Raw genomic sequence first — 26,696 nt, forward strand, 5'->3', positions numbered from 1 at the left:
GTGCGCGGCGGCGGTGGTCTACCCTGCGGGCGGTCTGCGAGTTGTTGCGCTAGTCGTGGTAGCGCGCGTGCATTCGGGCTGCGGTTTGCGCCATCTGGGCTCGTAGTGCGGGGGGATCGAGGATCTCGGCGTATTCGGCGAGGGGCATGAGGCCGTGGGCGAGGACCTCGTAGGACTCTGAGGGGACGGTTAGTTCGACCCAGCCCTCGGCGTCGGGTTCGGTGGCGGAGGCCAGTGCTTCGGCGACGGCGACCGGTTCGTTCATCAACCTGAGCAGGTGGAGGTGGGTGGTGGCGATTCGGCAGCGGGCGCGCACGCGCAGCATCGATTGCGCGAAATCGGCTGCTGCCGTTGACCAGTGGTCGGCGAGGTCGAAATCTGTAGGTCGGTCGAAGGATTCGCTCGTCTGCTCGGCGGAGCGGACGCGGCTGACGCGGTAGGAGCGGATAGCGGTGCCGTCTCGGGCGACCAGGTACCAGGTGCCTGCCTTCATGACCAGGCCGAGCGGGTCGAGGGTGCGGTCGACGACTTTGTCCTTGCGGCCGTAGCGCACCCGCAGCTTGCGGTCGTGCCAGAGTGCGTCGGCGACGGTGCTCAGGGTGGGGGTCTCGTCGGGGCGATGGAACCAGCCGGGCGCGTCGATGTGTACTCGTTCGGCGATTCGGGTTGCGCGGCCGCGCAATTCGGGTGGGAGGGCGGCGAGCACCTTGAGTTGCGCGGTGGCCAGGACGGTGCCGAGGCCGAGATCGGCTGCCGCGCCGGGCAATCCGGCGAGTAGGACGGCGTCGGCCTCGTCGGTGGTCAGGCCGGTCAACCGGGTTCGGTAGCCGTCGACGAGTTGCACGCCGCCGGCGCGGCCCGGCTCGCTGTATACCGGCACGCCCGCCGCGGACAGCGCTTCGACATCCCGGTACACGGTGCGCACCGATACCTCGAGCTCCTTGGCGAGCTCGCCTGCCGTCGATCGCCCGCGCGTTTGCAGGATCAGCAGCAGCTGCACCAGTCGACTCGCGCGCATGAGTCGAGATTAGCCGTAAAACCTGACATAAGATGTCAAGGATTGTTCGTACTGTCGTGAATATGACCACTTGGAGCGAGTTCACCGCAGCAGCGCCACATATCTCCGAGCTCTTCGTGCGCAGGTACACCGCCACCGGCTACCTGTGCATGCTCGGCACTCTCCGCTCGGACGGCTTCCCGCGGATCAGCCCGGTCGAGCCGCGGATCTTCGAGGACATGCTGGTGATCGCGGGTATGCCGGGCACGACGAAGTTCCGCGATCTGGCTCGCGACCCGCGATTCTGCCTGCACACCGCGACCGTCGACACGAAGGTCAGCGACGGTGACGCGAAACTGTTCGGCACGGTCGTCGACTTCCTGGACAAGGAGGTTCATGTGCGCTTCGCGCAACAGTTGTTCGATGACACCGGGTTCGATATTCGCGGTCAGGAGTTCGACCACTTCTACGTCGCGGATGTGAGCAGCGCGTCCACCGTCGAGGTCATCGATGACCACCTCGACATCACCATCTGGAAGCCGGGTCAGGGGGAACGGGTAGTGCGTAAGCACTGACGCCGGTCAGCGCGCAGGCGCGAGCTGTGCGGCGATCGCCGCCGGTACCGGCACGCCACGTTTGCGTATCTCGTGTTGAAACCGTTGCACCAGTGGGTCATTGGGCGTGGTGGTGAGGCAGACCACGTCGCGGAAGATCGGCGGGCGCAGGCTGCGGACGACGCCGGGGAAGCTCGCGGACAGCGCGGTGGTCGGCACCAGGGCGGTGCCGAGGCCCGCTGCGGCGAGTTGCGCCGCGGTGGTCGCCTGCCTGGTGCGCGTCGCGACGGTGAGCGTGACGCCGTGGGTGGCGGCGATGTCGTCGAGCCAGGCGCCGAGGCCGTTGTCCGGGTGATAGTGCACGATCGGTTGTGCGGCAACGTCTTTGAGGGGCATCGGTGTCGCGGTATCCGCCGCTGCCAGCGCGGCGACGATTTCCTCGCGCCCGACCACTTCTAGCGGCCCGTCCCACTGCGACGGTCGCGGTCCGATGCCCAGATCGGCCGCACCCGTGCCGACGAGCTCCGAAAGTGTGTCGGCACTGGTCATTTCGTGCAGCGTGACGTGCACGTCCGGATGACGCCGCCGCCACCCGCGCAACACCGGCGCGAGCAACCCGGCGGTCATGCTCTCCGCGCACGCGATGCGCAGCTGTCCCTGCGCGCCCGCCGCTACGGCCCGCCCGGTGGTCACCACCCGCTCGGCCGCCGCCAATGCGGCCCGGGCATCCGCCGCGATCGCCCGCCCCGCCGCCGTCGCCCGCACCCCGCGCGGCAATCGCTGCACCACCGGCGTGCCGATCTCCCGTTCCAGCGCCGCGAGCTGATGCGACAGCGCGGGCTGAGACATGTGCAGCCGGGCCGCCGCCTCGGTCACCGACCCGAAGTCGAGCACGGCGACGAGGCATTCGAGCGCTCGCAACGTAGCCATTCGCAAATTCTATCGGAAGGTTAGAAAAGATCGATATCACGACGGGATTGCACCGCTGCGGCACCACGTTGGAACTCGGTGAAGGACAACCACTACCGAGGAGATACCCATGACAGGTTCGATGGACGGCAAGAAACTCGTCATCATCGGCAGCAGCTCCGGCATCGGTCGGCAGCTCGCCGCCGACGCCATCGCCGCGGGCGCGACGGTCGTGCTGGCCGGGCGGAACCCGCGAGCATCGGGCACCGCGAGCGTTGATCTCGGCGATGAGGAATCGATCGCGCGACTGGCACACGACGTAGGCGAGCTCGACTACCTGGTGTCGGTCGCCGCCGCCCACGCGAACGGACCGGTGGCCGGCCTTGACCGCGCGGCCGTGACAAGGGCCTTCGACGCCAAGGTGATCGGACCGATCATGCTGGCCAAGCACTTCGGACCGCAGATTCGGGAGGGCGGTGCCATCCTGCTCTTCTCCGGAGTAGCAGCCTGGCGGCCCGCGCCGGGCCGAGCGGTGATGGCGACGACCAACGGTGCCGTGAGTTTCCTCGCCGAGGCACTGGCGGTAGAACTCGCACCGATTCGCGTCAACGCGTTGTCGCCAGGCATCGTCGACTCCGGCGCCTGGGATGGCATGGGCGAGAACAAGAACGACTTCTTCGCCGCTATCGCCGCAGCCAATCCCGCACGGCGCGTGGGCAGTTCGGCCGACATCTCAGCGGCCGCGATACTCGCCCTGACGAATCCGTTCATGACCGGCACGACGCTGCATGTCGACGGTGGTGGTCGCCTGGCGTGAAATCCACGCCACCGGTGTAGCGGTGTGCTGCGCACCTTCTGTGCCGCCGCGCACGAAATCGGCAGCTGATTTGTGCGCGGCGGGAGAACCTGTGCGCGGCAGCCGACTCGATGCGTGGTCGGTCAGCGGTCACTCGGCGCGGGGGATGCGGTTGAGCACCTCGGTGGCGAGTTGGTTTGGATCGATGCCGAGTGCTTGCAGTGCGGGGCGCACGACCTCGTCCTGCTGCGCGAGGAGCCCGAGCAGCAGGTGCCCGGTATCGACTCTCTTGCTGTTGGATTTGCGCGCTTCGGTATCGGCGCGCGCCAACGCCTTCTGCGCTTGCGTCGTGAAATGCGGGGTGACCGTGGCGGTGACCCGATACTTCGCGACGGCGCGCAGCGCCTGCCGTAGTTTCTCGTGCGTGAGACCCAGCGTGGTGACGGCCGTGCCGACCGGCGTCGCCGGATCGTCGGCCGCGGTGCTGGTCAGCGCGAGCAGCAAGTCGCTCGGTTCGATGTGCGCGTGTTCGAGCTCCTGCGCTTCCCGCAGACTGTTCTCCAGCGCCTTTCTGGCCTGCTTGGTGAACGGAATGTGGCCCGACATGCTGTGATCCGTGGTTCCCGGCGGCAGCGCGATCTCCGCACGTGCCGTCGCCGGATCGATCCCCAGCTCGGCCAGTGCGCGCGCCGTGGTGGCAGCGGAACCGATCTCGCAGGTTCGCAGCACGGCGAGCAGCATGTGCTCCGCGCCGATGTAGTCGTGGCCGCGCTCGCGCGCCTCTTCTTGCGTCAACACGATGACCCGGCGGGCTTGATCGGAGAATCTCTCGAACATAGCGACCCCCTTTCGGCCGTTGGCCGCTGATTCCGATGGTAGTCAACTATGTGGAGCGGCTGGTCGATATGCGCGTGTCGGGTTGGCAGTCAATCGCGGTCGGTCAACCTGCGACGGCGGGTGAGAAAGGCTTGTTCGGCGGCATTCTCGGTGCGGGCGAGCGCCGCGTCGAAGGCGGTCGCGGCTTCCGTTGTGCGGCCGAGGCGTTCGAGCAGGTCGGCCCGAATCGCGTGGTACAGGTAGTACTTTTCGAGGTCGAGATCGTCGAGCAGGGCGAGCGCGACGGCGGGGCCGTCGACCTCGGCGACCGCGACCGCCCGGTTGAGCGCGACGATCGGGCTCGGTGCCAGTCCGGCCAGTTGGTCGTAGAGCCGCACGATCTGCGGCCAGTCGGTGGCCGCCGCGATCGGCGCGTCCGTGTGCACGGCGTTGATCGCGGCCTGGAGCTGATACAGACCGGGTCGGTTGCGGCGCAAGCACTCTCGCACGATGGCGTGGCCCTCGGCGATGCGTGCACGATCCCACCGGTCGCGGTCTTGCGCGGGCAGTGGCACCAGGGATCCGTCGGCGGCGGTGCGGGCCGCGCGGCGGGCGTCGGTCAACAGCATCAGCGCGAGCAGCCCCGCGGCTTCCGGCTCGTCGGGCATGAGCTCGGCGAGCAGCCGGCCGAGCCGGATCGCCTCCGCGCACAGGTCGGCCCGGACGAGCCGGTCGCCGGAGGTCGCCGTGTGGCCCTCGGTGAAGATCAGATAGATCACCGCGAGGACGGCGTGCAGCCTGGCGGGGAGGTCGGCGTCGGCGGGTACCCGGTAGGGGATGCGGGCGTCGCGGATCTTGCCCTTGGCGCGGACAATCCGTTGCGCCATAGTCGATTCCGAGGTCAGGAAGGCGCGGGCGATCTCGGGGGTGGTGAGCCCGCCGAGCAGTCGCAACGTGAGCGCGACCTGCGCGGCGCGGGCCAGCGCGGGGTGGCAGCAGGTGAAGATGAGCCGTAGGCGGTCGTCGTGCACCGCGCCCTCCTCGGCCAGTTCGTCGGCGGCGTGCAGCAATGCGGCCTGCGCGTGGCGGTCGTCGCGGGAGGCTTCTCGCCGGAGTCGATCGATCGCCCGGTTGCGTGCGGTGGTGATGATCCAGCCGGGCGGGCTCGGCGGCAGCCCGTCCGACGGCCATCGCTGCACCGCCGCCGTGAACGCGTCCTGCACCGCGTCTTCGGCGACACCGATATCGCCGAAGACGCGGATCAGGCTGGCGACCGCGCGGCCGTGATGTTCGGTGAACACCCCTTCGATCACCGCGGTGGTCACGGGTGCGCCCATCTAGCTGTCCCGTAGTGGGCGGACCTCGATCGGCAGCGTGATCGCCGCGGCCAGCCTGCGACCCCACGCCAGGGCCTCGTCGAGATCGGCGGCTCGGATGACGGTGAACCCGCCGATGTGTTCCTTGCCTTCGACGTAGGGACCGTCGGTGATCAGGACGTCATCGCCCTTGGCGTGCAACACAGTTGCGGTGCTCGGGGCGTGCAGCCCGGCCGCGAACACCCACGCGCCCGAAGCCTTCAGGTCGGCGTTGACCGCGTCCAGATCACGCATGATCTCGTCGATATTGTCGGGGACGCCCGCACCGTCGGGCTGGTAGATGCTGAGCAGATATTGCTTCATCGGGTTGTCCTCCTCATCCGCGCTGGTAGGTGGCGATGATGACACCGGTGCTGGTCGGCGTGGCGCCGACGAGCCGCAGATCGCCCAGTTCGATGCCGTCGAACAGGCGGCGGCCGGTGCCGACGACCGTCGGGGCGATCAGCAACAGATACTCGTCGACGAGATCGTGGCGCATCAGCGATTGCAGCCGATCTCGGCTGCCGAGCGGCACCAGATCGAGGTCGCGGCGCAGCTCGGCGACCGCGGGGACGGCGTCGCCGGGCAGCAGGGTGGAGTTCTGCCGGGACAGCGGCTCGGTGAGCATGTTCGCTCCTTCGGTAAGGCCGGTCGGTTACCGGCTTCACCGACTACACGAACGCCGGACCGCCGAATCGACACCGACACCAGAACTTTCTCCCGGCGAGATCCCCGGCTGGTCTCGGCCGACGGCGAATCGGTCGTTGAAACGGGACAGGGGGTGGCAAATTACCGAGAAGCACCACCACGTGGTCAGTCGGTCAGCGCCTGGATTTCGGTGTACGGCGGCGCGGCGTGCGGGAGGGGAGCGTCCTCGCGGACTGCGCGGGCGGTGTCGACGGCTACGGCCAGCGCTGTGCGGTACAGCAGCGAGCCGGTGCTGACCCGCCGGACACCGAGTGCGCCGAGTTCCGCGATGGACGGGCCGGTCGGCGAGAAGAGGATGTTGACCGGCAGCGGGATCGCGGCGACGATCCGGGCAATGCCATCGGGATCGGTCAGCCCGGGCACGAAGATGCCGTCCGCGCCCGCGGCGACGTATCGCTCGGCGCGAGCCAGCGTGCGGTCGATGTCGTCCTTCACCCAGTAGGTATCGACCCTGGCGTTGACGAACAGGTCCGGCACGCGCTCCTTGATCGCGGCGATCAGCTCGGCCTGGTGATCCGGTTCGGCCAGTGTGTTTTCCGCGCGGCCGTCCTCCAGATTGACTCCGGCGATACCCATTTCGGCCAACTCCGCCGCGTATTCACCTACTGCGGTGGGACTTTCGCTGAAGCCACCCTCGATATCGATGGTCACCGGCACCGACAGCCGGGCGAGTAGCCGGGCCAGCGCCATGGTCGCCGCACCGGTCACGCCGGTGCCGTCCGGTAGCCCCGCCGCGACCGCGACGCCGAGGCTGGTGCTGCCGATCGCCGGAAACCCTTCGGCGGCAAGGACCGCTGCGGAGCCGAAGTCCCAGGCGTTCGGCAGGACCAGCGGCCGCTCGCCGTGATGCAGTTCGTGGAAGAGCTTCGTCTTGTTCATGCGGATCCCTCGATGATTCCGGCGGCGATGGCGATGGCGTGTTCTCGGCCGGGGCAGGCGTGCGGGCCTGCGCCGAATCCCAGTCCAGGGTGCCGCAAGTCGAGCTCGACCACCTCTCCGGCGACGACCCGTCTGGTCGAGCGCAGCGGCGGATTCTCGTCCACGGTGCGCGCGATGATCTGCTCGGCGGTGCCGGTCGCGTTCGACAGCCTGGCGTTGTCGACAAGGGCGCCGGTTGCCGCACAAGCCTGAACCAGCAGGCAGATTCGCGCCGCGGTGGTGTCGTCGGCGATGCCGCCGCAGGCCGCGACCAATGCCACGACGGCCTCATCGGCCGCGGGGTTGTCCGGCTCGTACGGCTGATAGTGCGCGGCGACCAGTGCCACCTGGTCGACGGAAATATCTTGTAGTCCAAGGGCTTCCGCCAGGGCATGGACATGGGGCAGCGACCCGTCGGCGGTACGTGCCCGCTCGCGCAGGTCGGCGGGGGAGAGCCGGTCGAGTTCCACGGTGACCAACGCGCGCAGCCGCTCGTGCTCGGGTCCGGTGCTGAAGCGTGGCACGTGCGCGCGCAGCCACGCGATGCCGACCGGCGCGTCCACCGCGGGCACAGCGGGTACCGGTGCGCTGATCAAGGTGGCGCGCACCTGATCGGGGTCGGTGAGCAGCGGAACTGTCCGATTCATGCGGTGACCGTATCCCCGCGTCGTTTCGGTCGCCGCCGAAACGATCGCGCACCATGATGGGGTTGTGTCATCACGAGGAGCCGAACTAGCAGGTCTGGCCGCATTGCTGGCCGACCGCACCCGCGCCGACATGTGCCTGGCATTGGTCGATGGCCGCGCGTGGACCGCGGGCGAGCTGGCCCGGCACACCGGTGTGGCCGCGTCGACCGCCACCGAACACCTCAATCGGCTGCTCGACGGCGGGCTGCTCATCGAACGCCGGCAGGGCAGGCACCGCTACGTCCAATTGGCGGGCCCGCAGGTGGCCGAGCTCCTGGAGTCCATGGTCACCCACCTCGACCCGCCCCGCCCGGCTGTCACCAGCCTCCGAACCGCCACTGTCGCAGCGGCTTTGGCGCGCGGCCGCACCTGCTACGACCACCTGGCCGGCCGCCTCGGCGTGGCCATCACCGACGCCATGACCGCCCGGGACCTGCTCGACCAGGACGGCGGTTTCGCACTCACCGACGCGGGCCTGGCATGGCTGACCGGACCACTCGGAGTCCAGCCCACCGCCTTGCGAGCAACTCGCCGCCCACTCGCCCGCCCCTGTCTCGACTGGACCGAACGCCGCACCCACCTGGGCGGTGCCGCAGGCGCGCAACTCTGCCTCCGCCTGCACGAACTCGACTGGATCACCCGAGTCGGCACCGGCCGCGCCATCCGCGTCACCGCGAAAGGCGAAGCCGGCCTGCACGCCTTGCTCGGCCTCGAACCCGCGAGTCTCTAGTGCTTACCCGGCCGCGATGCGGAGGCGCCCAACCGCCCAGTTCGCGGGCCGGTCGAGTTCAACAGTCCAGCGGTCGTCGCTTTGGCACATGCACGCGCAAATAACTGCTACCGCAACATGATTCGACCTCGATCAGAATCGCGCCGCCGGACACCGAGCGAAGGGTTCGAGCTTCCCCTTACACCGCATCCCGTAACTGCCGCAGCCGATAGGCGACCCGCGAAATAACCCCCGCCAACATCCGCGCCCCCGATTCCAACCGCTCCAACAGATCGACCAACTCGTCCTCGGTAGCCCGCGAAACATCGAGCCCACGCAGCCCGGCCACCGCCCGCTCCAGCGCGCTGACCTGCTCCTCAAAGGCTCTGTTCGAACGCATGTTCTAATGATAGCGCATCTGTCGTGTCGGCCGGGATCCGCTCGCTCGTGGATGCCTTCGAAGTAGATGTGATGCGTATCGCCTCGACGGTGTGGTCGAGTTCGGCTGATCGGAAGAGATCTCGCGTGGCCTGGCCGCAGGTTGTCGAAACGGGCACAGCAACTCTCGAATCAACAGGCAACATTCGGTGCATTGTCGCTTCGGTAGTTCGCTTCGGCCTAGCGTCGTGTGCGCCGAGCGCACACTATGAGCGGTGAACGCACGTCAGCGCTTAGCTCTGCGATCTGCACGAATCTCGAGTGTCGCAGAAATTGCCGGCTGGCCCGCGGTCGACATCCGTCGGCTCCGCCGTCGCGATCGTATGTGGTGCGGCGTGCCGGTCGTGAAGGTGATTCGGTCGATCGTGACGCCCGGCGTCGAGGAGGTCCGGGCCTGGCTCGCAGACCGGGCCATCGCCTACCCGTACGACGCCCGGGTCCGGCTGCTATGGGCAGAGCGCGGCTGCACTGGCCGCCCGGCGCCGGGCTGGCAGGCCGCGTTCCTGCGCGCACTGGTCGTGGGCTCCGACGGATGCTGTCCGTCGGACGACTCGCTGGATCCGGTCGGGCTCGACCTGGGCGGGCTGCCGTTCCAGCTCACCCTGGGCCGCGACTGGGCGCAGTTCTGTCACTCGCACGCGCTGGGGGACGGCACCGCCACATGGCATTTCCTCGGAATGCTCTTGGCGCCGGACTATCGACAATGCACTCGATCCGGTCCGGGGACCGGCGCGCCACTGACCCGCGGACTGCTGAGGGCATTCATCCCGCCCAGGTCACAACTTCCGCACGCGATCGCGGTCCAGCGAGAACTGATGCACCTGCGCAACCCGGGCACCCAGCACGCGATCCAAGGCGCGGACCCGCCACCTTCCTTCTCCGTGGCGACCGCAGTCAGTTCCGATTCGTTTACCCAGCGGGTCCGCATGTTTCGTACGGCGCGGGGATCGGCGGCGTCTGTCATGTCGATCATGACGATGCGGGCGCTGCTCCTGTGCCGCCACCACGGGCTCACGGTCGACGACACGGTCACGTTCATGGTCGACCTGCGACGATATCTAGTGGCCGATACGTCGGTCGACGGCAACTTCAGCTGGTCGAAGTCGGTGCCGGTCCTGGACTCGGACACACCGACCCAGCTGAGCACCCGAATCGGCGGCATCCTCGACAGCGGGCTGCCGGTGCTGATCTTCGGTGATGCTTTGCGACACTCCGCAATTCTGCGTTCCGGCCTGCCACCGGCGAGGCCGCGCGGCGACCGCACTGTCCGCTTGATGATCTCGTACGCGACCAGGTGGACAACCGCGCCACCGCCCGCCGGCTCGGCACCACCGCGGATCACCGTGTCGATCGCACCGCCGGGCCCGAACTTTGTGGGCTTCAACGTCGTCGAAGCCTATGGGCGCATCCACGTGTCGGTGAACTGGTGCACGGCGACACTGGATCGGGCAGTCGCCGAGCGGCTCGCCACGGAGTTCGTCGCCGACCCGGGCGCCGGACCGATCGACGAGTTGCTGTGGGAGCGCTGACGGGCCAGACCCTGGACACGGGCGGGTGTGGGTAAACCGGGGAAATGCTCGTCGCGAGTAGGTGCCAAATCAGCCGCCCAGATGAATGTCTAGGCGGCTGAATGGTTTTACTGCAGGACTACTTCCTCATACCTCGTCGGATTCATTGTGATACGTGCACGGGGCGACGTCGCCGGACGCGCATGTGCGGGTTGCAGTTCCCGCATTGATGGAGACTTGGTTAGGCGAGAACAACCCGGACACGAGCGACGCGGACGGATCGGATTCGACCATGAGCGTGGGCACTCCCGCGAAGGTGCGCTCACGGTTGATGACGCTGGTGCCAACCACCTGATTGCTGGCGTTGAACCATGTCACCTCGTCGTGTTCGTTGATGGTTGCCACACCAGGCGAGCCGGTCGCGGACCCTTCGATGGTGGCGGTCCCATGCGTGATGCTCGGTTGGGTAACCGATGTGCACGACGTATAGGTGATGGTGCCCGTAACGGTGTTCTCTTCGCCGGAGAAGTTCGCCACGTGCTCGTCGAGGGTGTAGCTGCAGGCATAGACCTGCTCGGTGGCGTGCGCCGATGTTGTCATGCCGAGCGGAATGCAGATCGCCGCCAGGCATACGCCGCCGGTCCTGAGCGTGCGCGAAAGGGTTTTCATGGTCTTCTCTTTTCTTCTCCGGCCAAGATCAGCCGTTAGTGATGCAAATCACATCGAAGAGTGGCGCCGAGCGTTACAAACAAAATCTGCGGGGTGGGACAGGCCCTATCTGATCTGAAACCGTTTCATTTGCCGCATGCCGGTCGGTATCGAAACATTCAGAATTCGTTTCGCCGAGTGCGGACTATCGACAAGCTGAATCGACTCTTCGGCTCAGCGCATTTCGGCGCTCAGTGCTCTGGATGGGCAGGCGTCCAGGGCCTCTCGTACTGCCGAGTGACTGCGTTGCGGTCGGGCGTCGAGCAACCGCACCCTGCCGTCTTCGTCCTCTTGATCGAAGACATCCGGCGCGAGGAGGGCGCACATGCCCGAGCCGATACAGCGCTCCCGATCCGCGGAGATTCTCATCTGGTTGTCTCCTTTCACCAGGTGACGGGCAGTGCGTGGACGCCGTAGATGTTCATGTCGGTCCTGAGCTTCACCTCGTCGGCGGGCACGGCGAGCGCGAGGGACGGGAAGCGACGCACCAATCCGGCGAAACCGGCGCGCATTTCGATGCGGGCCAACTGCTGGCCGAGGCAGGTGTGGATGCCGTGGCCGAAGGACAGGTGACCGCGCGCCTTGCGATGCAGGTCCAGGGTGTCGGGGTGGTCGAAACGCCGCGGGTCGTGGTTGGCGGCCAGTAGCGAGACGACGACGGTCGAGCCCTCGGGGATCGTTTCGCCGCCGAGTTCGATGTCCTCGGTGGCGTAGCGGTAGAAGATGTCGGCGACCGAGAGGTAGCGCAGGAGTTCCTCGACGGCGTCGGGCACCAGTTCGAGGTCGGCGCGCAGCTCGGCCAGTTGCTCGGGGTGTTCGAGCAGTGCGAAAGTGCCGAGCGCCAACATGTTTGCGGTGGTCTCGTGGCCGGCGAGGAGCAGCAGGAAGGCCATGCCGACCAGTTCCTCGATGCTGAGATCGTCATTGCGGGCCAGGTCGGACAGGATGTCGTCGCCGGGTTCGGCGCGCTTGCCGGTGACCAGTTCGGCGAGGTAGCCGGTCATCGCGCCGTAGGCGGCCATCTTCTCCTCGATCGGCTGCTCCTTGATCAGGAACTTGGCGGAGTTGACCTGGAAGGTCGCCCGGTCCTCGTACGGGACGCCGAGCATTTCGCAGATCACCAGCGAGGGCACCGGCAGCGCGAACTCCTTGACCAGATCGACCGGCGGGGTCAGCCGCGCCATCTCGTCGAGTTGCCGCTCGGTGATCTCGATGATGTGTTCTTCGAGTTGCCGCATCCGCCGGACGGTGAAGGTGCCGGTGAGCAGGCGGCGCAGCCGGGTGTGGTCCGGCGGGTCCATCGCGATGAACAAGCCGGGGATCTGCGGGGACGGTTCGGTGACCGGCGGCATGTCGGAGATGTCCTCCAGCGTGTGCAGGATGCCGATGTCCTGGCGGGAGCTGAACCGAGTGTCGCCCATGAGCTGGCGGACCGCGTCGTAGCCGGTGACGATCCAGCCCTGGTGACCGTCGGGGAAGACGATCGGGCTGACCGGGCGCGCCTCGCGCAGCGCGGTGATCTGGCTCGGCGGTTCGAACGGACTCGCATCGCGCTCGGTGGGCAGGCCGTGGGGGACTGTTTGCGTCATTGTTTTTCCTATCAGTGGCTGTTGTGACCACAGTCATCGCCGGGCCTGACACCGGCCTGTCACGGCCCTGACACCGGCTGTCGGCACCCGGAACCCACCCGATCGGCCATGGCAGGATCAGTCAGGTGCAGATCGGGATACTGGGACCATTCGAAATTCGCACGGCAGACGGCGCTTTCGCCGACGTGCCGGGCGCGCGGCTGCGCGGGCTGGTCGTCGCCCTCGCGCTCGAAGCTGGTCACGCGGTCCCGAAGGCGACGCTGATCGACTGGATCTGGGGGGAACAGCCGCCCGCCGACGCGGCGAATGCCTTGCAGCGCTTGGTTTCCCGGCTGCGCAAGGCGTTGCCGGAGGGGTCGGTCGATGGTCAGCCGGACGGCTACCGGTTGCGGGTGGAACCCGACGCCGTCGACGCCGTGCGGTTCGAACGCCTCATCGCCAAGGCCCGCAACGACGAGGACCAAGGGGTGCGGCGGCTGCGCGAGGCCCTCGCGCTGTGGCGCGGTGCGGCCATGCAGGACGTCGGTCTGCTGGAGAGCGGCGCGTTCGACGCGGCGGTCACCCGGCTCGAGGGGCTACGGCTGACCGCGATGGAGGAGCGGTTCGACGGCGAGATCAGCCTCGGTCACGGCGCGGAGCTGGTCACCGAACTCACCGATCTCGTTGCCGCGCACCCGGTGCGCGAACGGCTGGTGGCCGCGTTGATGCGGGCCCTCGTCGCGAGCGGTCGCGACACCGAGGCGCTGCTCGCGTATGAGCGCATGCGCGAAACCCTGGCCGATGAGCTGGGCGTCGACCCGTCGCCGGAGCTGGCCGCGCTGCACGTCGCGCTGCTACGCGGCGAGTTGGGACGGCGGGAGGAGAACCGCAAGACCAACCTGCGCGCCGAACTGGCCAGTTACGTCGGCAAGGACGCCGATGTCGCCGCGGTCCGCGACCTGATCGCCGACCATCGGCTCACCACGCTGATCGGGCCGGGCGGCTCGGGGAAGACCAGACTTTCCACGGAGACCGCGCGCACGCTGGTCGACGACCTGCCGGACGGCGTCTGGGTGGTCGAACTCGCGGCCATCGGCGCGGACAGCGGCAACGAAGGGGAGCGGGGCGGCAACAACGTCGCCCAGGCGACCCTGTCCGCCCTCAAACTGCGCGACGCGCTGCTCAGCGATGCGGACGTGGAGCCGACGGACCGGGTCGTCGCCGCGGTCCGCGACCGTTCGATGCTGCTCATCCTGGACAACTGCGAGCACGTGATCGAGTCGGCCGCGACCTTCGCTCATCGAGTACTCGGCGAGTGCAGGCGGGTGCGGATCCTCGCGACAAGCAGGGAACCCCTCGGCATTACCGGTGAGGCACTGTGGCCGGTCCTGCCGCTGGTCCTGCCCGCGGAAGACGCCGACCCGGCCGAGATCGAGGCCGCGCCGGCCATTCGGCTGCTGCGGGACCGAGCGAGCGCGGTGCACAAGGACCTCGCGACCGACGCCGAAACGGTCGCGACGATGGTGCGCGTCTGCCGGGCACTGGACGGCATGCCGCTGGCCATCGAACTCGCCGCGGCCAGATTGCGCACCATGTCCCTCGATCAGCTCGCACATCGGCTCGACGACCGGTTCCGCCTGCTGACCGGCGGCAGCCGCACCGCGCTGCCGCGGCACAAGACGCTGCGCGCGGTGGTCGACTGGAGCTGGGAACTGCTCACCGACGCCGAACGTGTTGTCCTGCGCAGACTTTCGGTGTTCTCCGGTGGGGCCAGTCTGGAAGCGGCCGAGCGGGTCTGCGCGGGAAACGAAGTCGAGCAGGACGAGGTGCACGAGCTGCTCACCGCGTTAGTCGAGAAATCGCTCCTGGTCGCCGCGGGCGACAGCGTGCCGCGCTACCGGATGCTCGGCACGATCAAGGAGTACGCCGAGCAGCGTCTGATCGAGGCCGGAGAATCGGATCTCGCGCGGCATGCCCATCTCGCCCACTTCATCGAACTCACCGAGACCGCGGAGCCGCACCTGCGCCGCACCGAGCAACTGGCCTGGCTGGCCACGCTAGAGGGCGAGCACGACAACATCGCCGCGGCGATGCGCGGCGCACTCGCGGCGGGCGAGGCCGCCGGGGCAATGCGACTTGCCGCCGCCGCGGGCTGGTACTGGTGGCTCGGCGGCCACAAGCTGGAGGGCAACGAGCTGATCATGGCCGCCGCGGCCCTGCCGGGCGAGGTGCCCGACGAGACCCGAGCTTGGGTGTACGCGCTGCTGGTGCATTTCTTGACTTCCGGTATGCAGAGCGACGAGCACCAGGCGGCGGAGTGGATCCACCGGGCGTACGAAATCAGTCAGCGGGCACAGCACCCACACCCGGCGCTGGGATTGATCGTTCCGCTCGAACGCATGCTCCAGGACCCGGACTCGGTCCTGTCCGCGTGGGAATCCTTGCTGAACGACAACGATCCCTGGGTGCGCGCCCTGGCCCGGCTGCATCTCGGCAAGATGCGGATCCAGCTCGGCCAGGGCAGCCTGGAAGCGGACGAATATGTCGAGTTGGCGCTCAGCGAGTTCCGGGCGCTAGGCGAACGATTCGGCATTTCGTTCGCCCTGATCGAGTTGGCGAATCGTATCGCCATGCGTGGTGAGTTCGCCGTCGCGTGCGAGTACTACGAACAGGCGATCGCGGTCGTCATCGAGGTCGGCGCCGCCGAGGATGTGGTGCCGATGCGGTCGCGGCAGGCCCAGTTATATTGGCTCCTGGGCGATGTGGAGTCCAGCGCGGCCGCAATGGCGCAGGCGCAGCGTGCGGCCGAACGCGTTGCCTGGCCGAACGCGCTGGCCGAGCTGGCGTTGTCGAAAGCCGAACTCGCGCGCTGGAGCGGCGATGCCGAGCAGGCGCACCGGCAACTCGCTCTCACGCGCGAGCTGCTCGGCGATGACGACAAGCGTGCCGTGGTCCGCTCGATGATCGAAAACCTGCTCGGCTACCTCGCCGTGGATATCGACGAGGCCAGGCAGCATCGCCTCGCGGCCTTCCAAGCGGTGTCGGAGGCCGCGCATCCGCTGCTGGTCGCACAGGTGCTGGTCGGAACTGCGGATCTGGCGCTGCGTCAGGAACAGTACGAGCAGGCCGCGCGGCTGCTCGCGGCGAGCGCTGCTGTGTGCGGTCTGTCGGATCGTTCGCAACCGGATGTGGCCAGGATCGAGGAGGCGGTACGGAGCCGCCTCGGCGACGCGGAGTTCGCGGAGGCGGCTCAAGAAGGCGCGGAAACGGGGTGGAGTCAGTTGATTTCGGTCACGCTCGCTTCTTGAAGGTGGCCGACGCCCACAGGTATCCGACGACGGCAATCCCGACGCACCACGCGACGGCGGCGATCGCGTCACCGGATTCCGATGCGTCGCTGAGCAATCCGCGGATGGTCTCGATGATCGGCGTGAACGGCTGGTACTCCGCGAATTGCCGCAGGCCGGGGCCCATCTTGTCGGCGGGCACGATCGCGCTGCTGAAGAACGGCAGCATGACCAGCGGCACGGCGGCCATCCCCGCGGTTTCCGGGGACTTCGCCGCCAAGCCGAGGGCGACCGTGAGCCAGCCCGCCGCGACACCGAGCAGCACCACGATGGCGGCAACGCCGAGCCAGTCGAGGGCACTTGCCGCCGGGCTGAAGCCCAGCAGGAACGCCACGCCGATGAGGGCCGCGATGGCGACCAGGTTGGTCAGCACGCTGGCGACGACGTGGCCGACCAGCACCGCACCGCGGGACACGTCCATCACCTTGAACCGGTTGATGATGCCCTTCGTCATATCGGAGTTCACCGAGGTCGCGGTGGCGCCGAGCCCATAGCAGACGGCCAGCAGGATCAGCCCCGGTGTCGCGTAGTCGATGTAGTCGACACCGACGTTGAACGCGTCGCCGAACATGTACACGAACATCAACATGATGATGATCGGCATCAGGACCGCGTTGAACACCGAGGTCGGGTTCCTGGCGATGTGCTTGAAGTTGCGGCGCAGCATGACAATTGCGGGGGATTTGGTGGTGGTCATTTCGCGAGAACCTCCGTGGCGTGGCCCGTCAGGGCGAGGAAAACGTCGTCTAGGTCGGGGGTGTGCACGGAGAACTCCTCGGCGGCGAGAGCGTGCTCGTCGAGCGAGTCCAGCAGTGCTCGAAGGGATTTCGTGCCGCCGTCGCTCGGCACGCGCAGGGTCAGTGTTTCCTCGTCCCGCGCGGCATCGGTGAACAGCCTTGCGGCGGCGCCGAGTTCGGCGACGGTGGTGAAACGGAGCCGGACGTGCGTCCCGGGGAGCTGACGCTTGAGCTCGTCGGGCGTGCCCTGGGCGACCAAGCGGCCCTGGTCGAGCACCGCGATCCGGTCGGCCAGCTGATCGGCTTCCTCGAGGTATTGGGTGGTGAGGAAGATGGTCACGCCGTCGGCCACCAGATCGCGGATGATCGACCACATCGTGCGGCGGCTGCGCGGGTCGAGTCCGGTGGTCGGCTCGTCGAGGAAGATGATGCGCGGATTGCCAACGAGTGTCATGGCGAGGTCGAGCTTTCGGCGCATTCCGCCCGAGTAGGTCGACGCGGACTTCTGCGCCGCCTCGGTCAGGTCGAACCGTTCCAGTAGCGCTGCGACGGTCCGCTTGCCGTCGTCGACCCCGTTGAGGTCGACCATCAGCTCGAGGTTCTCCCGGCCCGTCAACAGCTCGTCCACCGCCGCGAACTGACCGGTGACCCCGATCGCCGCGCGCACCGCCTTGGCCTCGGTCGCGACGTCATGGCCCGCGACGCGGACGGTCCCGCCGTCGGCCTTCATCAACGTGCTCAGCACGTTCACCGTGGTCGTCTTGCCCGCCCCGTTCGGGCCGAGCAGGGAAAAGATCGTGCCCGCACGCACATTCAGATCGATGCCGTCGAGCACGACCTTGTCCCCATATGTCTTACGTAGTCCGGAGACTTCGATCGCTGAATTACTCATGCGATCACCCTCGGCACCAGGCCTGACACGCCGCTGTCACGGCACTGTTCGGGCATGTCAGCGGCCGCGTCAGCACCGTGACGGTCCGGTGTCAGGACGGTCGGCGAGTGTTGTTCTCATCGAACGGCAGACCAGAGATGAGGAACCATGACAATCCAGTCCACCCAAGCGGCCACGACGACCACCGCGCCGGATCGCCCCGAGTTGCAGCAGGTGATCCAGGAGGTCATCGATGCGGGCTACGCCGGTGTGCAGCTGCGGGTGCGCGACGAGCAGGGCGAGTGGGTCGGCAGCGCCGGCGTGAGCAAGCTGGGCGAGGCCGCGAAACCGGCGACAAACGGGCACTTCCGGATCGGCAGCAACACCAAGACCTTCGTCGCGACCGTTGTCCTGCAATTGGTGGCCGAGGGCAAGATCGGCCTGGACACCGCGGCGGCCGACTACCTGCCCCGGTTCGAGCTGGATCCGCGGATCACGGTCCGAATGCTGTTGCAGCACACCAGCGGCGTGTTCAACTTCACCGGCGAGTACTTCCCCGACGGGACGATCGTGCCGGGGATCCCCTGGCAGGGCCAGGAGTGGGTGGACAACCTGTTCCACAGCTACCCGCCGGAGGATCTGGTGCGGCTGGCGTTGGCCAAGCCCGCGCGGTTCGAGCCCGGCACCGACTGGAGCTACTCGAACACCAATTACGTGCTGGCGAGGCTGGTGATCGAGAGCGTCACCGGCCGGTCACTGGCCGAGGAAACGCAGCGGCTGATCCTGGGTCCGCTCGGGCTCACCGGCACTGTGGTGCCGGACTTCCAGACGGAGATCCCCGAGCCGCACGCGCACGGCTACTACGCGTACCAAGACGGCGACGAGTGGAAGTTGGTCGATACCAGCAGCATGAACCCGTCCTGGATCTCCGCGGGCGGTGACATGATCTCGACCACCGCGGACCTGCAGACGTTCATTTCCGCGCTGATGAGCGGCAAGCTGCTGCCTGCCGCCCTGCTGGCCGAGATGCGCACCCCACGTGCGACGGGTCTGCCGAAGAACGAGTACGGCCTCGGGCTTTTCGTGGAGGAGACCGACAGCGGCGACATCCTCTACACGCACAACGGTGGCTTCTTCGGCTGGGCAGCACTGATGTACAGCACGCCCGATGGCAGCAAGACCATGACCGCCTCGATCACCACCGGGGACGCGAAGGTCGACTTCGCCGAAATGTCCGCGACGTTCCTGCAGGTGCGGCAGCGGCTCGTCAACACGGTGTTCGGCGCCTGATCGAAATCACTTCACACGCAATACATTTCACTTGAGGAGAACAACCATGTCTACTTTCCAGACCCCGGAACCGATCACCGTCACCGTCGAGGTGCCTGCAGGCAACGTCCAGGTGATCGCCTCGGACCGTACCGACACCTTCGTCGAGGTGCGGCCGACCGATTCGGCGAAGAAGGCCGATGTGCGCGTCGCCGCGCAGACCAAGGTCGATTTCGCCGGCGGCACCCTGACCGTGCGGACGCCGAGCGGGTGGCGGACCTACTCGCCGCTGGGTGGCAATCCGTCGATCGAGGTGATCGTCGAGGTCCCCACCGGTTCCCGGCTGAAAGCGACTGCGGGCGTTGGCCAATTGCTGGCCGCCGGTGAATTCGGTGAGTCCGTCCTGGAGATCGCCGCCGGTGACATCGCGGTCGAGAGTCCGCGCGGTGCGGTGACCGCGAAGGTCGCCAAGGGCGATATCCGCGTCGGCGACGCGTCGCGCGGGGTGCTCCGGCTGGAGACTTCCATGGGCGAGCTGGAGGTCGGTATCCGCCCGGGCAGTGCGGTTCGCCTGGAAACCAACGCCCTGTCCGGCACCGTGCAGAACCTGATGGCACCGGTCGCCGGGTCGGCGGACCCTGTCGACACCGTGCAGGTGTACGCCCGAAACTCATTCGGCAACATCATTGTTCGGCACGACGTCGCGGTCTGACCCGCCAGCGGCACGAGCGGCAACGGCCCCGGGGCCCGCTACCAGCGGGAGCAACCCCGGGGTTGAGCCGTGTCCGAGTTTGCTGATGCCGAGCCGTGCACCCCGCCACTTGCGCGGGGTGGCGAGGGTGCACGGGTCCTGTGCGGGGTTACTTGATGAATCGCACCGAGCGGAACTCGACGTCGCGCTCACGCTCGCCGGGGGCCATCGCGTTCACGACCTTGCCGTTGCAGTCGTCGCCGCGGAAGAGTTCGGCGACGCGATTGGTCTTGTTCTCGGCGAAGCCCTTGCCTTCGATGCGGTAGCAACGGTTGTTCTTGGGGTCTTCGAGCCGCCGGTGGTCGCCGTGATGGGTGTAGATGAAAGTGCCCTTCGCCTCCAGGGTGCCCGGATCGGGATCGGCATGGGCGGTCGTAGCTCCGCCGAGAGCCAATGCGAGAACCGCGCCGGCCGCGGCGAGAGCGCCTCCGATGTGTTTCATGATCTGCCTTTCGTAGAGCCTGCACCCACGTATCTCGTGAAACGTGGTCGCTCCCGGGCACCTTGTGGGTCGCGCCGGGAGTTTTGTCTTGGCCTGGCCAGTCGACATCGACGGCACTGAGCGTAGCAAGATTCACACTGGGGAAATCGATGAAATCTGTTGTGCCACAGTGGAATACGATGAAATTACGCGCCGTCAGATGGGCGCGCGGAAGCCTCGTGGGCGTCGAGTCGGAAGTTGACGCGCGGCAACGGAGCCGATCTTGAAATAGCTCTCCACGCCGAGTGGCGGGGTCGTTCCTACGCTGTGGGTCTTGCCCGCATGGGGCTCGAAATGCCCACTGGCTCAATGGGATTTCTCCCGTCGATCATGCTAACAACTTGTGCCTTCGGGAGTTCCCCAGTCGCCGGTGGGTGTGCCTCTTCGGTGGGGCCGTGTGGCGAAGGCCGCTGAGGAGGTCGGTGGGCAACTGTGGACATGTCGGCTTGGCTGATCTCGAAACGTGACAGAGGTGGCGGCAGGGGCCTGTGAGTGCGGTGTGGCGATGCCGTGCCTCGGGCTCAGGCGGCCATCGAGACCCCACCCGGTGAATGAGATTGCATAGTCGTGCATAATCATCACATGGTTGATTCGGTGCACGCGCCGGAGCCAGGCGCGCCCGCGTTGCGGGTCGCGGTGGCAGGGGCGAGTGGTTACGCGGGCGGGGAAGTGTTGCGGCTGCTGCTGGGGCATCCGGCGTATCGAGCCGGGCGCCTGGAGATCGGGGCGCTGACGGCGGGGGCGAATGCCGGGAGCCCGCTCGGGGAGTTGCAGCCGCATCTGCTGCCGCTGGCCGAGCGTGTGCTCGCACCGACGAGTGTCGAGGAGCTGGCGGGGCACGATGTGGTGTTCCTTGGACTGCCGCACGGGCAGTCCGCGGCCATCGCGGAGCAGCTGCCCGCCTCGACGGTGATCATCGATTGCGGTGCCGACTTCCGGCTGACCGACGCGCGGGCGTGGGAGAAGTACTACGGAAGCAAGCACGCGGGCAGCTGGCCGTATGGCCTGCCCGAACTGCCCGGCGGCCGCGAGAAGCTGCGCGGCGCCAGCCGGATCGCGGTGCCCGGCTGCTATCCGACCGTGGCGAGCCTCGCGCTCGCACCGGCCGTCGCGGCGGGGATTATCGAGCCGCGGGTGAATGTCGTTGCGGTGAGCGGCACCTCGGGCGCGGGCCGCAAGCTCGATGTCGGCCTGCTCGGCTCCGAGGTGATGGGTTCGGCGCGGGCCTACGGCATCGCGGGCGCGCACCGGCACACCCCGGAGATCACCCAGAACCTGTCCGCGGCAGGCGGTATCGACGTCGCCGTGTCGTTCACCCCGGTACTCGCGCCGATGCCGCGCGGCATCCTGGCGACCTGCACCGCGCCGACCGCGGTGGACGCCGCCCAGGCCCGTGCGGTCTACGAAAAAGCCTATGCCAACGAACCTTTCGTGCACCTGCTGCCGGAAGGCGTACTGCCGCAGACCGGTGCGGTGCTCGGTTCCAACGCCGTCACGCTGCAGGTGGCGGTGGATGCCGACGCGGGCCTGCTCGTGGTGATCGGCGCGATCGACAACTTGACCAAGGGCACCGCGGGCGCCGCGGTGCAATCCATGAACCTGGCGGTCGGATTCGACGAGACCGCAGGACTTTCCACCGTAGGAGTGGCACCGTGACGACATCCGCATCGATCGAAACCGGCAAGCTGGTGCGGAACCAGGGCGTGACCGGCCCGCTCGGCTTCCGTGCGGCAGGCATCGCAGCAGGCATCAAGGCGAGCGGAAAGCCGGACCTGGCCCTGGTTTTCAACGAAGGCCCGGAATACGCGGCCGCGGGCGTCTTCACCCGCAACAAGGTGAAGGCCGCCCCCGTGCTGTGGTCACAGCAGGTGCTGACCGGCGGCCGCCTGCGCGCGGTGATCCTCAACTCCGGCGGCGCCAACGCGTGCACCGGACCGGGCGGCTTCCAAGACACGCACAAGACCGCCGAGGAACTCGCTGCCGCACTGAGCAATTGGGGCTCCGAGACCGGCGCGGGCGAGATCGCCGTCTGCTCGACCGGTCTGATCGGCGACCGGCTGCCGATGGACAAGCTGGTGCCCGCGATCACCGAGATCGTGCACGAGATGGGCGGCGGTCTGTCCGGCGGCCTCGACGCGGCGCACGCCATCATGACCACCGACACGGTGCCGAAGGAAGCCGCCTTCCACCACCGCGACAAGTGGAACGTCGGCGGCATGGCCAAGGGCGCGGGCATGCTCGCCCCCTCGCTCGCCACCATGCTCGTGGTGCTCACCACCGACGCCGCCGTCACCGCCGACCAGCTGGACCAGGCGCTGCGCAACGCGACCAGCCGCACCTTCGACCGACTCGACGTCGACGGCTCCTGCTCCACCAACGACACCGTGCTGCTGCTGGCCAACGGCGCCAGCGCGGTCACCCCGAGCCAGGCCGACCTCGACGCCGCCGTCCTCGCGGTCTGCGACGACCTGGCCGCCCAGCTGATGGGCGACGCCGAGGGCGTCACCAAACGGGTGCTGGTCACCGTCGCGGGCGCGGTCAGCGAGGAAGAGGCGGTCACCGCCGCGCGCACCGTGGCCCGCGACAGTCTGGTCAAGACCGCGCTTTTCGGTTCCGACCCGAACTGGGGCCGGGTGCTCGCCGCGGTCGGCATGGCGCCGATCACCCTGGACCCGAACCGGATCTCGGTGTCGTTCAACGGAAATCCGGTCTGTATCGACGGTGTCGGCGCGCCCGGCGCCCGCGACGTCGACCTGTCCGGGATGGACATCGAGGTCCGCATCGACCTGAATGTCGGTGCCGCGCAGGCCACCATCCGCACTACCGACCTCTCGCACGGTTACGTCGAAGAGAATTCGGCCTACAGCTCATGACCGGGCAACTGCACGAAGACCTTTCGGCACTGGACAAGGCGCACATCCTCGCCGACGCACTGCCCTGGCTGCAGAAGTTCCGGGACAAGATCGTCGTGGTCAAGTTCGGCGGCAACGCCATGATCGACCCGGACCTCGAGCGGGCGTTCGCCGCCGACATGGCCTTCCTGCGCACCGTCGGCGTGCACCCGGTGGTGGTGCACGGCGGCGGCCCGCAGATCAGCGCGATGCTGAAAAAGCTTGGCCTGGAAGGCGAATTCCGCGGCGGTTTCCGGGTAACCACGCCGGAGGTGATGGATGTCGTGCGGATGGTGCTGTTCGGCCAGGTCGGGCGCGAGCTGGTCGGGCTGATCAACGCGCACGGACCGTACGCGGTCGGCATCTCCGGCGAGGACGCCGGCCTGTTCACCGCGACCCGGCGCACCGTCGAGGTCGACGGCAAGCCGACCGATATCGGCCTGGTCGGCGACGTCACCTCGGTCAACCCGGACGCGGTGCTCGACCTCATCGGCGCGGGCCGCATTCCGGTGGTCTCCACCATCGCCCCGGACGTGGACGGCGTGGTGCACAACATCAACGCCGACACCGCCGCCGCCGCGCTCGCCGAGGGCATCGGCGCCGAGAAACTGGTGGTGCTGACCGACGTCGAGGGCCTCTACACCGACTGGCCGGACCGGTCGTCGCTGATCACCCGCATCGATACGGCGGCGCTCGCGGAGTTGCTGCCGCGCCTGGATGCGGGCATGGTGCCGAAGATGGAAGCCTGCCTGCGCGCGGTGCAGGGCGGGGTGCCGACGGCGCACGTCATCGACGGCCGCGTGCCGCACGCCATGTTGCTGGAACTGTTCACCGGAGAAGGAATCGGAACGATGGTGACGCCTGTCCCGTCCTCGAATGGGGCAGGCTCGCTGGACGGAACGAAAAAATGAGCTCAGACCAAGACCTCCAGACGCGGTGGACCGCCGCGATGATGAACAACTACGGCACCCCCAAGCTCGCCCTGGTGCGCGGCGCGGGCGCGGTCGTCTACGACGCGGACGGCAACCGCTACGTCGACTTCCTCGGCGGCATCGCGGTCAACAGCCTCGGTCACGCGCACCCGGCCATCCTGGCCGCGGTCACCGAGCAGCTCGGCACGCTCGGGCACACCTCGAATCTCTACATCAACCAACCGACCGTCGAACTGGCCGAGCGGCTGCTCGCGCACTTCGGCGACGGCTCCACCGATTCCGGGCACAGCGGGCGGGCCTTCTTCTGCAACTCGGGCACCGAGGCCAACGAGGCCGCGTTCAAGATCGCGCGGCTGACCGGCCGGCGCAAGATCGTCGCCTGCGAGGAGGCGTTCCACGGCCGGACCATGGGCGCGCTCGCGCTCACCGGACAGGCGGCCAAGCGGACGCCGTTCGAGCCGATGCCCGCCGGCGTCGTGCACGTTCCTTATGGTGACGCCGCGGCCCTGGAAGCCGTCGTCGACGCGGACACCGCCGCGGTGTTCCTGGAGCCGATGATGGGCGAGAGCGGTGTCGTCGTGCCGCCGATCGACTACCTGGTCAAGGCCCGCGAGATCACCAGCAGGCACGGCGCGCTGCTGATCCTCGACGAGGTGCAGACCGGCATCGGCCGGACCGGAAAGTTCTACGCGCACCAGGCCGTTGGCATCGTGCCCGACGTGATCACCCTCGCCAAGGGTCTCGGCGGCGGGCTGCCGATCGGCGCGGTGCTGGCCACCGGCCGGGCCGCCGAACTGCTCACCCCCGGCCTGCACGGCACCACCTTCGGCGGCAACCCGGTCTGCGCGGCGGCCGCGCTCGCGGTGCTGCGCACCATCGACGAGCAAGACCTCCTCGCGCATGTCGAGTCGGTCGGCAAGCGGCTCGCCGACGGCATCGAACTGCTGGAGCATCCGCTGATCGATCACGTGCGCGGGGCAGGTCTGTTGCTCGGCATCGTGCTCACCGACGAGACCTCCGCCCATGTCGAGGCGCGCGCACGGGCGGCCGGATATCTGGTGAATCCGGCCAAGCCCAACGTGATTCGGCTCGCGCCGCCGCTGATCCTCACCGAAACCCAGGCCGACAACTTCGTCGCCGATCTGCCGGAAATTCTGGACGCGGCGACCCAAGATGCGAAGGAGGCTGCGGCGCAATGACTTCAGCACAGCACGCGGTACGGCACTTCCTCCGCGACGACGACGTGAGCCCGGCCGAGCAGGCCGAAATCCTCACCCTCGCGGCCGAACTCAAGCACGCGCCGTTCTCCCAGCGGCCGCTGGAGGGCCCGCGCGGCGTCGGGGTGATCTTCGAGAAGAACTCCACCCGCACCCGGTTCTCCTTCGAGATGGGCATCGCCCAGCTCGGCGGGCACGCGGTGGTGGTGGACGGGCGCGACACCCAGCTCGGTCGCGAGGAAACCCTCGGCGACACCGGAACGGTGCTTTCGCGCTACGTCGACGCGATCGTCTGGCGCACCTTCGAGCAGTCTCGGCTCGACGAAATGGCCGCGACCGCAACGGTTCCCGTGGTGAACGCGCTGTCCAACGAGTTCCACCCGTGCCAGGTGCTCGCCGATCTGCAGACGCTCGCCGAGCGCAAGGGCACCCTGGCGGGCCGCAACCTCGCCTATTTCGGCGACGGCGCCAACAACATGGCGCACTCGCTGCTGCTGGGTGGTGTCACCGCCGGGTTGAACGTAACCATCGCCGCGCCTGCGGGTTTCGAGCCGGTGCCGTGGATCCTGGAGGCCGCGCGCAAGCGGGCCGCCGAGACCGGCGCCACCATCACGCTGACCGGTGACCCGGTCGCCGCGGCCGACGGCGCCGACGCGCTGGTGACCGATACCTGGACGTCGATGGGGCAGGAAAACGACGGTCTCGATCGCGTCGGTCCGTTCCGCCCGTTCCAGGTGAACAGTCAGCTGCTCGCGCAGGCGCAGCCGGATGCCGTTGTGCTGCACTGCCTACCGGCGCATCGCGGTGAGGAGGTCACCGACGAGGTGCTCGACGGTCCGCACAGCGTGGTGTGGGACGAGGCGGAGAATCGGTTGCATGCACAGAAGGCGCTGCTGGTGTGGTTGCTGGCCAAGCGAAGTGACGGTGTGGGGTGAGTGAGCGTAGCGAGCGAACCATAGGCGCAGCGTCCGCAGGAACGACGGAGCCGAGCGCCGGCGAGGTGGAGTCGTGAGTGTCACGCATCCGGAACCGGGTAAGGCGGGCCCGGAGATCGCGCGCACTCGGGCCGGTCGACAGTCCCGCATCGTTGAACTGCTCACCGCCCACGCGGTCCGCAGCCAGACCGAGCTGGCCGCGCTGCTGTCCGCCGAGGGCATCGAGACCACCCAGGCCACTCTCTCGCGTGATCTCGACGAACTCGGCGCGGTGAAGCTGCGCGCCGCCGACGGTGGCGCGGGCGTCTATGTGGTGCCCGAGGACGGCAATCCCATCCGTGGCGTCATCGGCGGCACCGATCGGCTCGCGAAGCTGCTCGGCGATCTGCTGGTCTCCACCGACCACAGCGGCAACATCGCGGTGCTGCGCACGCCACCGGGTGCCGCGCACTACTTGGCCAGCGCCTTGGACCGGGCCGCGCTGCCGTACATCGTCGGCACCATCGCGGGCGACGACACCATCGCCGTCATCGCCCGTGAACCACTGACCGGCGCCGAACTCGCCGCGAAGATCGAGGAGATCGCCTGACCGCAG

Annotated in this window: 28 protein-coding genes and 1 pseudogene; 13 read left to right on the forward strand and 16 right to left on the reverse strand. The window is 67.9% G+C overall.

Annotated features, from left to right (window positions below; translation table 11 throughout):
- Positions 1-49: 49 nt before the first annotated feature.
- A complete protein-coding gene (locus ABZ942_RS39945) occupies positions 50-1,018 on the reverse strand; it encodes a YafY family protein (RefSeq protein ID WP_357391445.1) in 969 nt (322 codons plus the stop codon).
- Between the two features lie 62 nt (positions 1,019-1,080).
- Here ABZ942_RS39945 and ABZ942_RS39950 point away from each other — a divergent pair, with 62 nt between their 5' ends.
- On the forward strand, positions 1,081-1,572 hold the full coding sequence (locus ABZ942_RS39950) for a pyridoxamine 5'-phosphate oxidase family protein (RefSeq protein ID WP_357391446.1): 492 nt from the start codon (positions 1,081-1,083) through the stop codon (positions 1,570-1,572).
- A gap of 6 nt (positions 1,573-1,578) precedes the next feature.
- Here ABZ942_RS39950 and ABZ942_RS39955 read toward each other — a convergent pair whose 3' ends face one another.
- Positions 1,579-2,481, reverse strand: a complete 903-nt coding sequence (locus tag ABZ942_RS39955) for a LysR family transcriptional regulator (RefSeq protein ID WP_357391447.1) — start codon at positions 2,479-2,481, stop codon at positions 1,579-1,581.
- Positions 2,482-2,590: 109 nt separating this feature from the next.
- Here ABZ942_RS39955 and ABZ942_RS39960 point away from each other — a divergent pair, with 109 nt between their 5' ends.
- On the forward strand, positions 2,591-3,277 hold the full coding sequence (locus ABZ942_RS39960) for an SDR family oxidoreductase (protein WP_357391448.1): 687 nt from the start codon (positions 2,591-2,593) through the stop codon (positions 3,275-3,277).
- Positions 3,278-3,406: 129 nt separating this feature from the next.
- Here the strand turns inward: ABZ942_RS39960 and ABZ942_RS39965 are convergent, their stop codons facing one another.
- The 7 genes and pseudogenes from ABZ942_RS39965 to ABZ942_RS39995 form a co-directional block, all read right to left on the reverse strand.
- Positions 3,407-3,862: a Clp protease N-terminal domain-containing protein gene (locus tag ABZ942_RS39965; protein ID WP_357391522.1), complete on the reverse strand. Its 456-nt coding sequence runs from the start codon at positions 3,860-3,862 to the stop codon at positions 3,407-3,409.
- 42 nt (positions 3,863-3,904) lie between these two features.
- A pseudogene (locus ABZ942_RS39970) lies at positions 3,905-4,093 on the reverse strand (Clp protease N-terminal domain-containing protein); the annotation flags it as partial.
- 89 nt (positions 4,094-4,182) lie between these two features.
- Positions 4,183-5,409 carry a sigma-70 family RNA polymerase sigma factor gene (locus ABZ942_RS39975; RefSeq protein WP_357391449.1) on the reverse strand — a complete coding sequence of 409 codons (1,227 nt, stop codon included), beginning with the start codon at positions 5,407-5,409 and terminating at the stop codon, positions 4,183-4,185.
- Positions 5,410-5,751, reverse strand: a complete 342-nt coding sequence (locus tag ABZ942_RS39980) for a YciI family protein (RefSeq protein ID WP_357391450.1) — start codon at positions 5,749-5,751, stop codon at positions 5,410-5,412.
- Between the two features lie 13 nt (positions 5,752-5,764).
- A complete protein-coding gene (locus ABZ942_RS39985) occupies positions 5,765-6,055 on the reverse strand; it encodes a dihydrofolate reductase family protein (RefSeq protein WP_357391451.1) in 291 nt (96 codons plus the stop codon).
- A 185-nt stretch (positions 6,056-6,240) separates the two neighbouring features.
- Positions 6,241-7,014, reverse strand: a complete 774-nt coding sequence (locus tag ABZ942_RS39990) for an isocitrate lyase/phosphoenolpyruvate mutase family protein (RefSeq protein ID WP_357391452.1) — start codon at positions 7,012-7,014, stop codon at positions 6,241-6,243.
- Positions 7,011-7,700: a hypothetical protein gene (locus ABZ942_RS39995; protein WP_357391453.1), complete on the reverse strand. Its 690-nt coding sequence runs from the start codon at positions 7,698-7,700 to the stop codon at positions 7,011-7,013. The genes ABZ942_RS39990 and ABZ942_RS39995 overlap by 4 nt, the downstream gene beginning before the upstream one ends.
- Positions 7,701-7,764: 64 nt before the next feature.
- Between ABZ942_RS39995 and ABZ942_RS40000 the strand changes: the two genes are divergently transcribed.
- The gene (locus ABZ942_RS40000; protein WP_357391454.1) at positions 7,765-8,469 is read left to right on the forward strand and encodes a winged helix-turn-helix domain-containing protein; all 705 of its coding nucleotides are present in this window, start codon (positions 7,765-7,767) and stop codon (positions 8,467-8,469) included.
- A 178-nt stretch (positions 8,470-8,647) separates the two neighbouring features.
- Here ABZ942_RS40000 and ABZ942_RS40005 read toward each other — a convergent pair whose 3' ends face one another.
- Positions 8,648-8,848, reverse strand: coding sequence for a hypothetical protein (locus ABZ942_RS40005; protein WP_357391455.1), 201 nt, complete (start codon positions 8,846-8,848; stop codon positions 8,648-8,650).
- Positions 8,849-9,221: 373 nt separating this feature from the next.
- Between ABZ942_RS40005 and ABZ942_RS40010 the strand changes: the two genes are divergently transcribed.
- Positions 9,222-10,415, forward strand: a complete 1,194-nt coding sequence (locus ABZ942_RS40010; RefSeq protein ID WP_357391456.1) for a hypothetical protein — start codon at positions 9,222-9,224, stop codon at positions 10,413-10,415.
- A gap of 126 nt (positions 10,416-10,541) precedes the next feature.
- On the opposite strand, the gene ABZ942_RS40015 is transcribed toward ABZ942_RS40010, so the two are convergent.
- From ABZ942_RS40015 to ABZ942_RS40025, 3 genes are all read right to left on the reverse strand, one after another.
- Positions 10,542-11,063 carry a hypothetical protein gene (locus ABZ942_RS40015; protein WP_357391457.1) on the reverse strand — a complete coding sequence of 174 codons (522 nt, stop codon included), beginning with the start codon at positions 11,061-11,063 and terminating at the stop codon, positions 10,542-10,544.
- A 213-nt stretch (positions 11,064-11,276) separates the two neighbouring features.
- Positions 11,277-11,471 carry a ferredoxin gene (locus ABZ942_RS40020; protein ID WP_357391458.1) on the reverse strand — a complete coding sequence of 65 codons (195 nt, stop codon included), beginning with the start codon at positions 11,469-11,471 and terminating at the stop codon, positions 11,277-11,279.
- Positions 11,472-11,485: 14 nt separating this feature from the next.
- Positions 11,486-12,691 (reverse strand): cytochrome P450, encoded by a 1,206-nt coding sequence (locus tag ABZ942_RS40025; RefSeq protein ID WP_357391459.1) that lies wholly within the window; start codon positions 12,689-12,691, stop codon positions 11,486-11,488.
- Positions 12,692-12,816: 125 nt separating this feature from the next.
- On the opposite strand from ABZ942_RS40025, the gene ABZ942_RS40030 reads away from it, so the two are divergent.
- Entirely contained in the window at positions 12,817-15,978 is a 3,162-nt protein-coding gene (locus ABZ942_RS40030) for a BTAD domain-containing putative transcriptional regulator (protein ID WP_357391460.1), read from the forward strand.
- Here the strand turns inward: ABZ942_RS40030 and ABZ942_RS40035 are convergent.
- A complete protein-coding gene (locus ABZ942_RS40035) occupies positions 15,962-16,714 on the reverse strand; it encodes an ABC transporter permease (RefSeq protein WP_357391461.1) in 753 nt (250 codons plus the stop codon). The genes ABZ942_RS40030 and ABZ942_RS40035 overlap by 17 nt on opposite strands.
- Positions 16,711-17,646 (reverse strand): ATP-binding cassette domain-containing protein, encoded by a 936-nt coding sequence (locus ABZ942_RS40040; protein ID WP_357391462.1) that lies wholly within the window; start codon positions 17,644-17,646, stop codon positions 16,711-16,713. The genes ABZ942_RS40035 and ABZ942_RS40040 overlap by 4 nt, the downstream gene beginning before the upstream one ends.
- Before the next feature lie 147 nt (positions 17,647-17,793).
- On the opposite strand from ABZ942_RS40040, the gene ABZ942_RS40045 reads away from it, so the two are divergent.
- Both ABZ942_RS40045 and ABZ942_RS40050 read left to right on the forward strand, forming a co-directional pair.
- The gene (locus ABZ942_RS40045) at positions 17,794-18,915 is read left to right on the forward strand and encodes a serine hydrolase domain-containing protein (protein ID WP_357391463.1); all 1,122 of its coding nucleotides are present in this window, start codon (positions 17,794-17,796) and stop codon (positions 18,913-18,915) included.
- Between the two features lie 46 nt (positions 18,916-18,961).
- Positions 18,962-19,606, forward strand: coding sequence for a hypothetical protein (locus tag ABZ942_RS40050; protein ID WP_357391464.1), 645 nt, complete (start codon positions 18,962-18,964; stop codon positions 19,604-19,606).
- Positions 19,607-19,754: 148 nt separating this feature from the next.
- Here the strand turns inward: ABZ942_RS40050 and ABZ942_RS40055 are convergent, their stop codons facing one another.
- Positions 19,755-20,087 carry a hypothetical protein gene (locus tag ABZ942_RS40055; protein ID WP_357391465.1) on the reverse strand — a complete coding sequence of 111 codons (333 nt, stop codon included), beginning with the start codon at positions 20,085-20,087 and terminating at the stop codon, positions 19,755-19,757.
- A 621-nt stretch (positions 20,088-20,708) separates the two neighbouring features.
- On the opposite strand from ABZ942_RS40055, the gene argC reads away from it, so the two are divergent.
- The 6 genes from argC to ABZ942_RS40085 all read left to right on the forward strand — a co-directional run bounded on the left by argC (position 20,709) and on the right by ABZ942_RS40085 (position 26,690).
- Entirely contained in the window at positions 20,709-21,782 is a 1,074-nt protein-coding gene (gene argC, locus ABZ942_RS40060) for an N-acetyl-gamma-glutamyl-phosphate reductase (RefSeq protein ID WP_357391466.1), read from the forward strand.
- Positions 21,779-22,999 (forward strand): bifunctional glutamate N-acetyltransferase/amino-acid acetyltransferase ArgJ, encoded by a 1,221-nt coding sequence (gene argJ, locus ABZ942_RS40065; protein ID WP_357391467.1) that lies wholly within the window; start codon positions 21,779-21,781, stop codon positions 22,997-22,999. The genes argC and argJ overlap by 4 nt, the downstream gene beginning before the upstream one ends.
- Entirely contained in the window at positions 22,996-23,928 is a 933-nt protein-coding gene (argB, locus tag ABZ942_RS40070) for an acetylglutamate kinase (protein ID WP_357391468.1), read from the forward strand. Before argJ ends, argB begins: the two co-directional genes overlap by 4 nt.
- The gene (locus tag ABZ942_RS40075) at positions 23,925-25,148 is read left to right on the forward strand and encodes an acetylornithine transaminase (protein WP_357391469.1); all 1,224 of its coding nucleotides are present in this window, start codon (positions 23,925-23,927) and stop codon (positions 25,146-25,148) included. The genes argB and ABZ942_RS40075 overlap by 4 nt, the downstream gene beginning before the upstream one ends.
- Positions 25,145-26,101: an ornithine carbamoyltransferase gene (gene argF / locus ABZ942_RS40080; RefSeq protein ID WP_357391470.1), complete on the forward strand. Its 957-nt coding sequence runs from the start codon at positions 25,145-25,147 to the stop codon at positions 26,099-26,101. Before ABZ942_RS40075 ends, argF begins: the two co-directional genes overlap by 4 nt.
- Before the next feature lie 73 nt (positions 26,102-26,174).
- Complete coding sequence (locus ABZ942_RS40085; protein WP_357391471.1) at positions 26,175-26,690, forward strand: arginine repressor; 516 nt, start codon at positions 26,175-26,177, stop codon at positions 26,688-26,690.
- The last annotated feature ends 6 nt before the right edge of the window (positions 26,691-26,696 follow it).

This window comes from Nocardia sp. NPDC046473 (assembly GCF_040645995.1).
GTDB lineage: Bacteria > Actinomycetota > Actinomycetes > Mycobacteriales > Mycobacteriaceae > Nocardia.

Excerpts from the sequence above, each read along its gene's own strand:
- argC (WP_357391466.1), top strand. The coding sequence starts at position 20,709 with ATGGTTGATTCGGTGCACGCGCCGGAGCCAGGCGCGCCCGCGTTGCGG.
- ABZ942_RS39975 (WP_357391449.1), bottom strand. The coding sequence starts at position 5,409 with ATGGGCGCACCCGTGACCACCGCGGTGATCGAAGGGGTGTTCACCGAA.
- ABZ942_RS39965 (WP_357391522.1), bottom strand. The coding sequence starts at position 3,862 with ATGTCGGGCCACATTCCGTTCACCAAGCAGGCCAGAAAGGCGCTGGAG.
- ABZ942_RS39990 (WP_357391452.1), bottom strand. The coding sequence starts at position 7,014 with ATGAACAAGACGAAGCTCTTCCACGAACTGCATCACGGCGAGCGGCCG.
- ABZ942_RS39980 (WP_357391450.1), bottom strand. The coding sequence starts at position 5,751 with ATGAAGCAATATCTGCTCAGCATCTACCAGCCCGACGGTGCGGGCGTC.
- ABZ942_RS39950 (WP_357391446.1), top strand. The coding sequence starts at position 1,081 with ATGACCACTTGGAGCGAGTTCACCGCAGCAGCGCCACATATCTCCGAG.
- argF (WP_357391470.1), top strand. The coding sequence starts at position 25,145 with ATGACTTCAGCACAGCACGCGGTACGGCACTTCCTCCGCGACGACGAC.
- ABZ942_RS39960 (WP_357391448.1), top strand. The coding sequence starts at position 2,591 with ATGACAGGTTCGATGGACGGCAAGAAACTCGTCATCATCGGCAGCAGC.
- ABZ942_RS39955 (WP_357391447.1), bottom strand. The coding sequence starts at position 2,481 with ATGGCTACGTTGCGAGCGCTCGAATGCCTCGTCGCCGTGCTCGACTTC.
- ABZ942_RS40035 (WP_357391461.1), bottom strand. The coding sequence starts at position 16,714 with ATGACCACCACCAAATCCCCCGCAATTGTCATGCTGCGCCGCAACTTC.
- ABZ942_RS40050 (WP_357391464.1), top strand. The coding sequence starts at position 18,962 with ATGTCTACTTTCCAGACCCCGGAACCGATCACCGTCACCGTCGAGGTG.
- argB (WP_357391468.1), top strand. The coding sequence starts at position 22,996 with ATGACCGGGCAACTGCACGAAGACCTTTCGGCACTGGACAAGGCGCAC.
- ABZ942_RS39945 (WP_357391445.1), bottom strand. The coding sequence starts at position 1,018 with ATGCGCGCGAGTCGACTGGTGCAGCTGCTGCTGATCCTGCAAACGCGC.
- ABZ942_RS40020 (WP_357391458.1), bottom strand. The coding sequence starts at position 11,471 with ATGAGAATCTCCGCGGATCGGGAGCGCTGTATCGGCTCGGGCATGTGC.
- ABZ942_RS39995 (WP_357391453.1), bottom strand. The coding sequence starts at position 7,700 with ATGAATCGGACAGTTCCGCTGCTCACCGACCCCGATCAGGTGCGCGCC.
- ABZ942_RS40040 (WP_357391462.1), bottom strand. The coding sequence starts at position 17,646 with ATGAGTAATTCAGCGATCGAAGTCTCCGGACTACGTAAGACATATGGG.
- ABZ942_RS40075 (WP_357391469.1), top strand. The coding sequence starts at position 23,925 with ATGAGCTCAGACCAAGACCTCCAGACGCGGTGGACCGCCGCGATGATG.
- ABZ942_RS40025 (WP_357391459.1), bottom strand. The coding sequence starts at position 12,691 with ATGACGCAAACAGTCCCCCACGGCCTGCCCACCGAGCGCGATGCGAGT.
- ABZ942_RS39985 (WP_357391451.1), bottom strand. The coding sequence starts at position 6,055 with ATGCTCACCGAGCCGCTGTCCCGGCAGAACTCCACCCTGCTGCCCGGC.
- ABZ942_RS40055 (WP_357391465.1), bottom strand. The coding sequence starts at position 20,087 with ATGAAACACATCGGAGGCGCTCTCGCCGCGGCCGGCGCGGTTCTCGCA.
- ABZ942_RS40005 (WP_357391455.1), bottom strand. The coding sequence starts at position 8,848 with ATGCGTTCGAACAGAGCCTTTGAGGAGCAGGTCAGCGCGCTGGAGCGG.
- ABZ942_RS40015 (WP_357391457.1), bottom strand. The coding sequence starts at position 11,063 with ATGAAAACCCTTTCGCGCACGCTCAGGACCGGCGGCGTATGCCTGGCG.
- ABZ942_RS40045 (WP_357391463.1), top strand. The coding sequence starts at position 17,794 with ATGACAATCCAGTCCACCCAAGCGGCCACGACGACCACCGCGCCGGAT.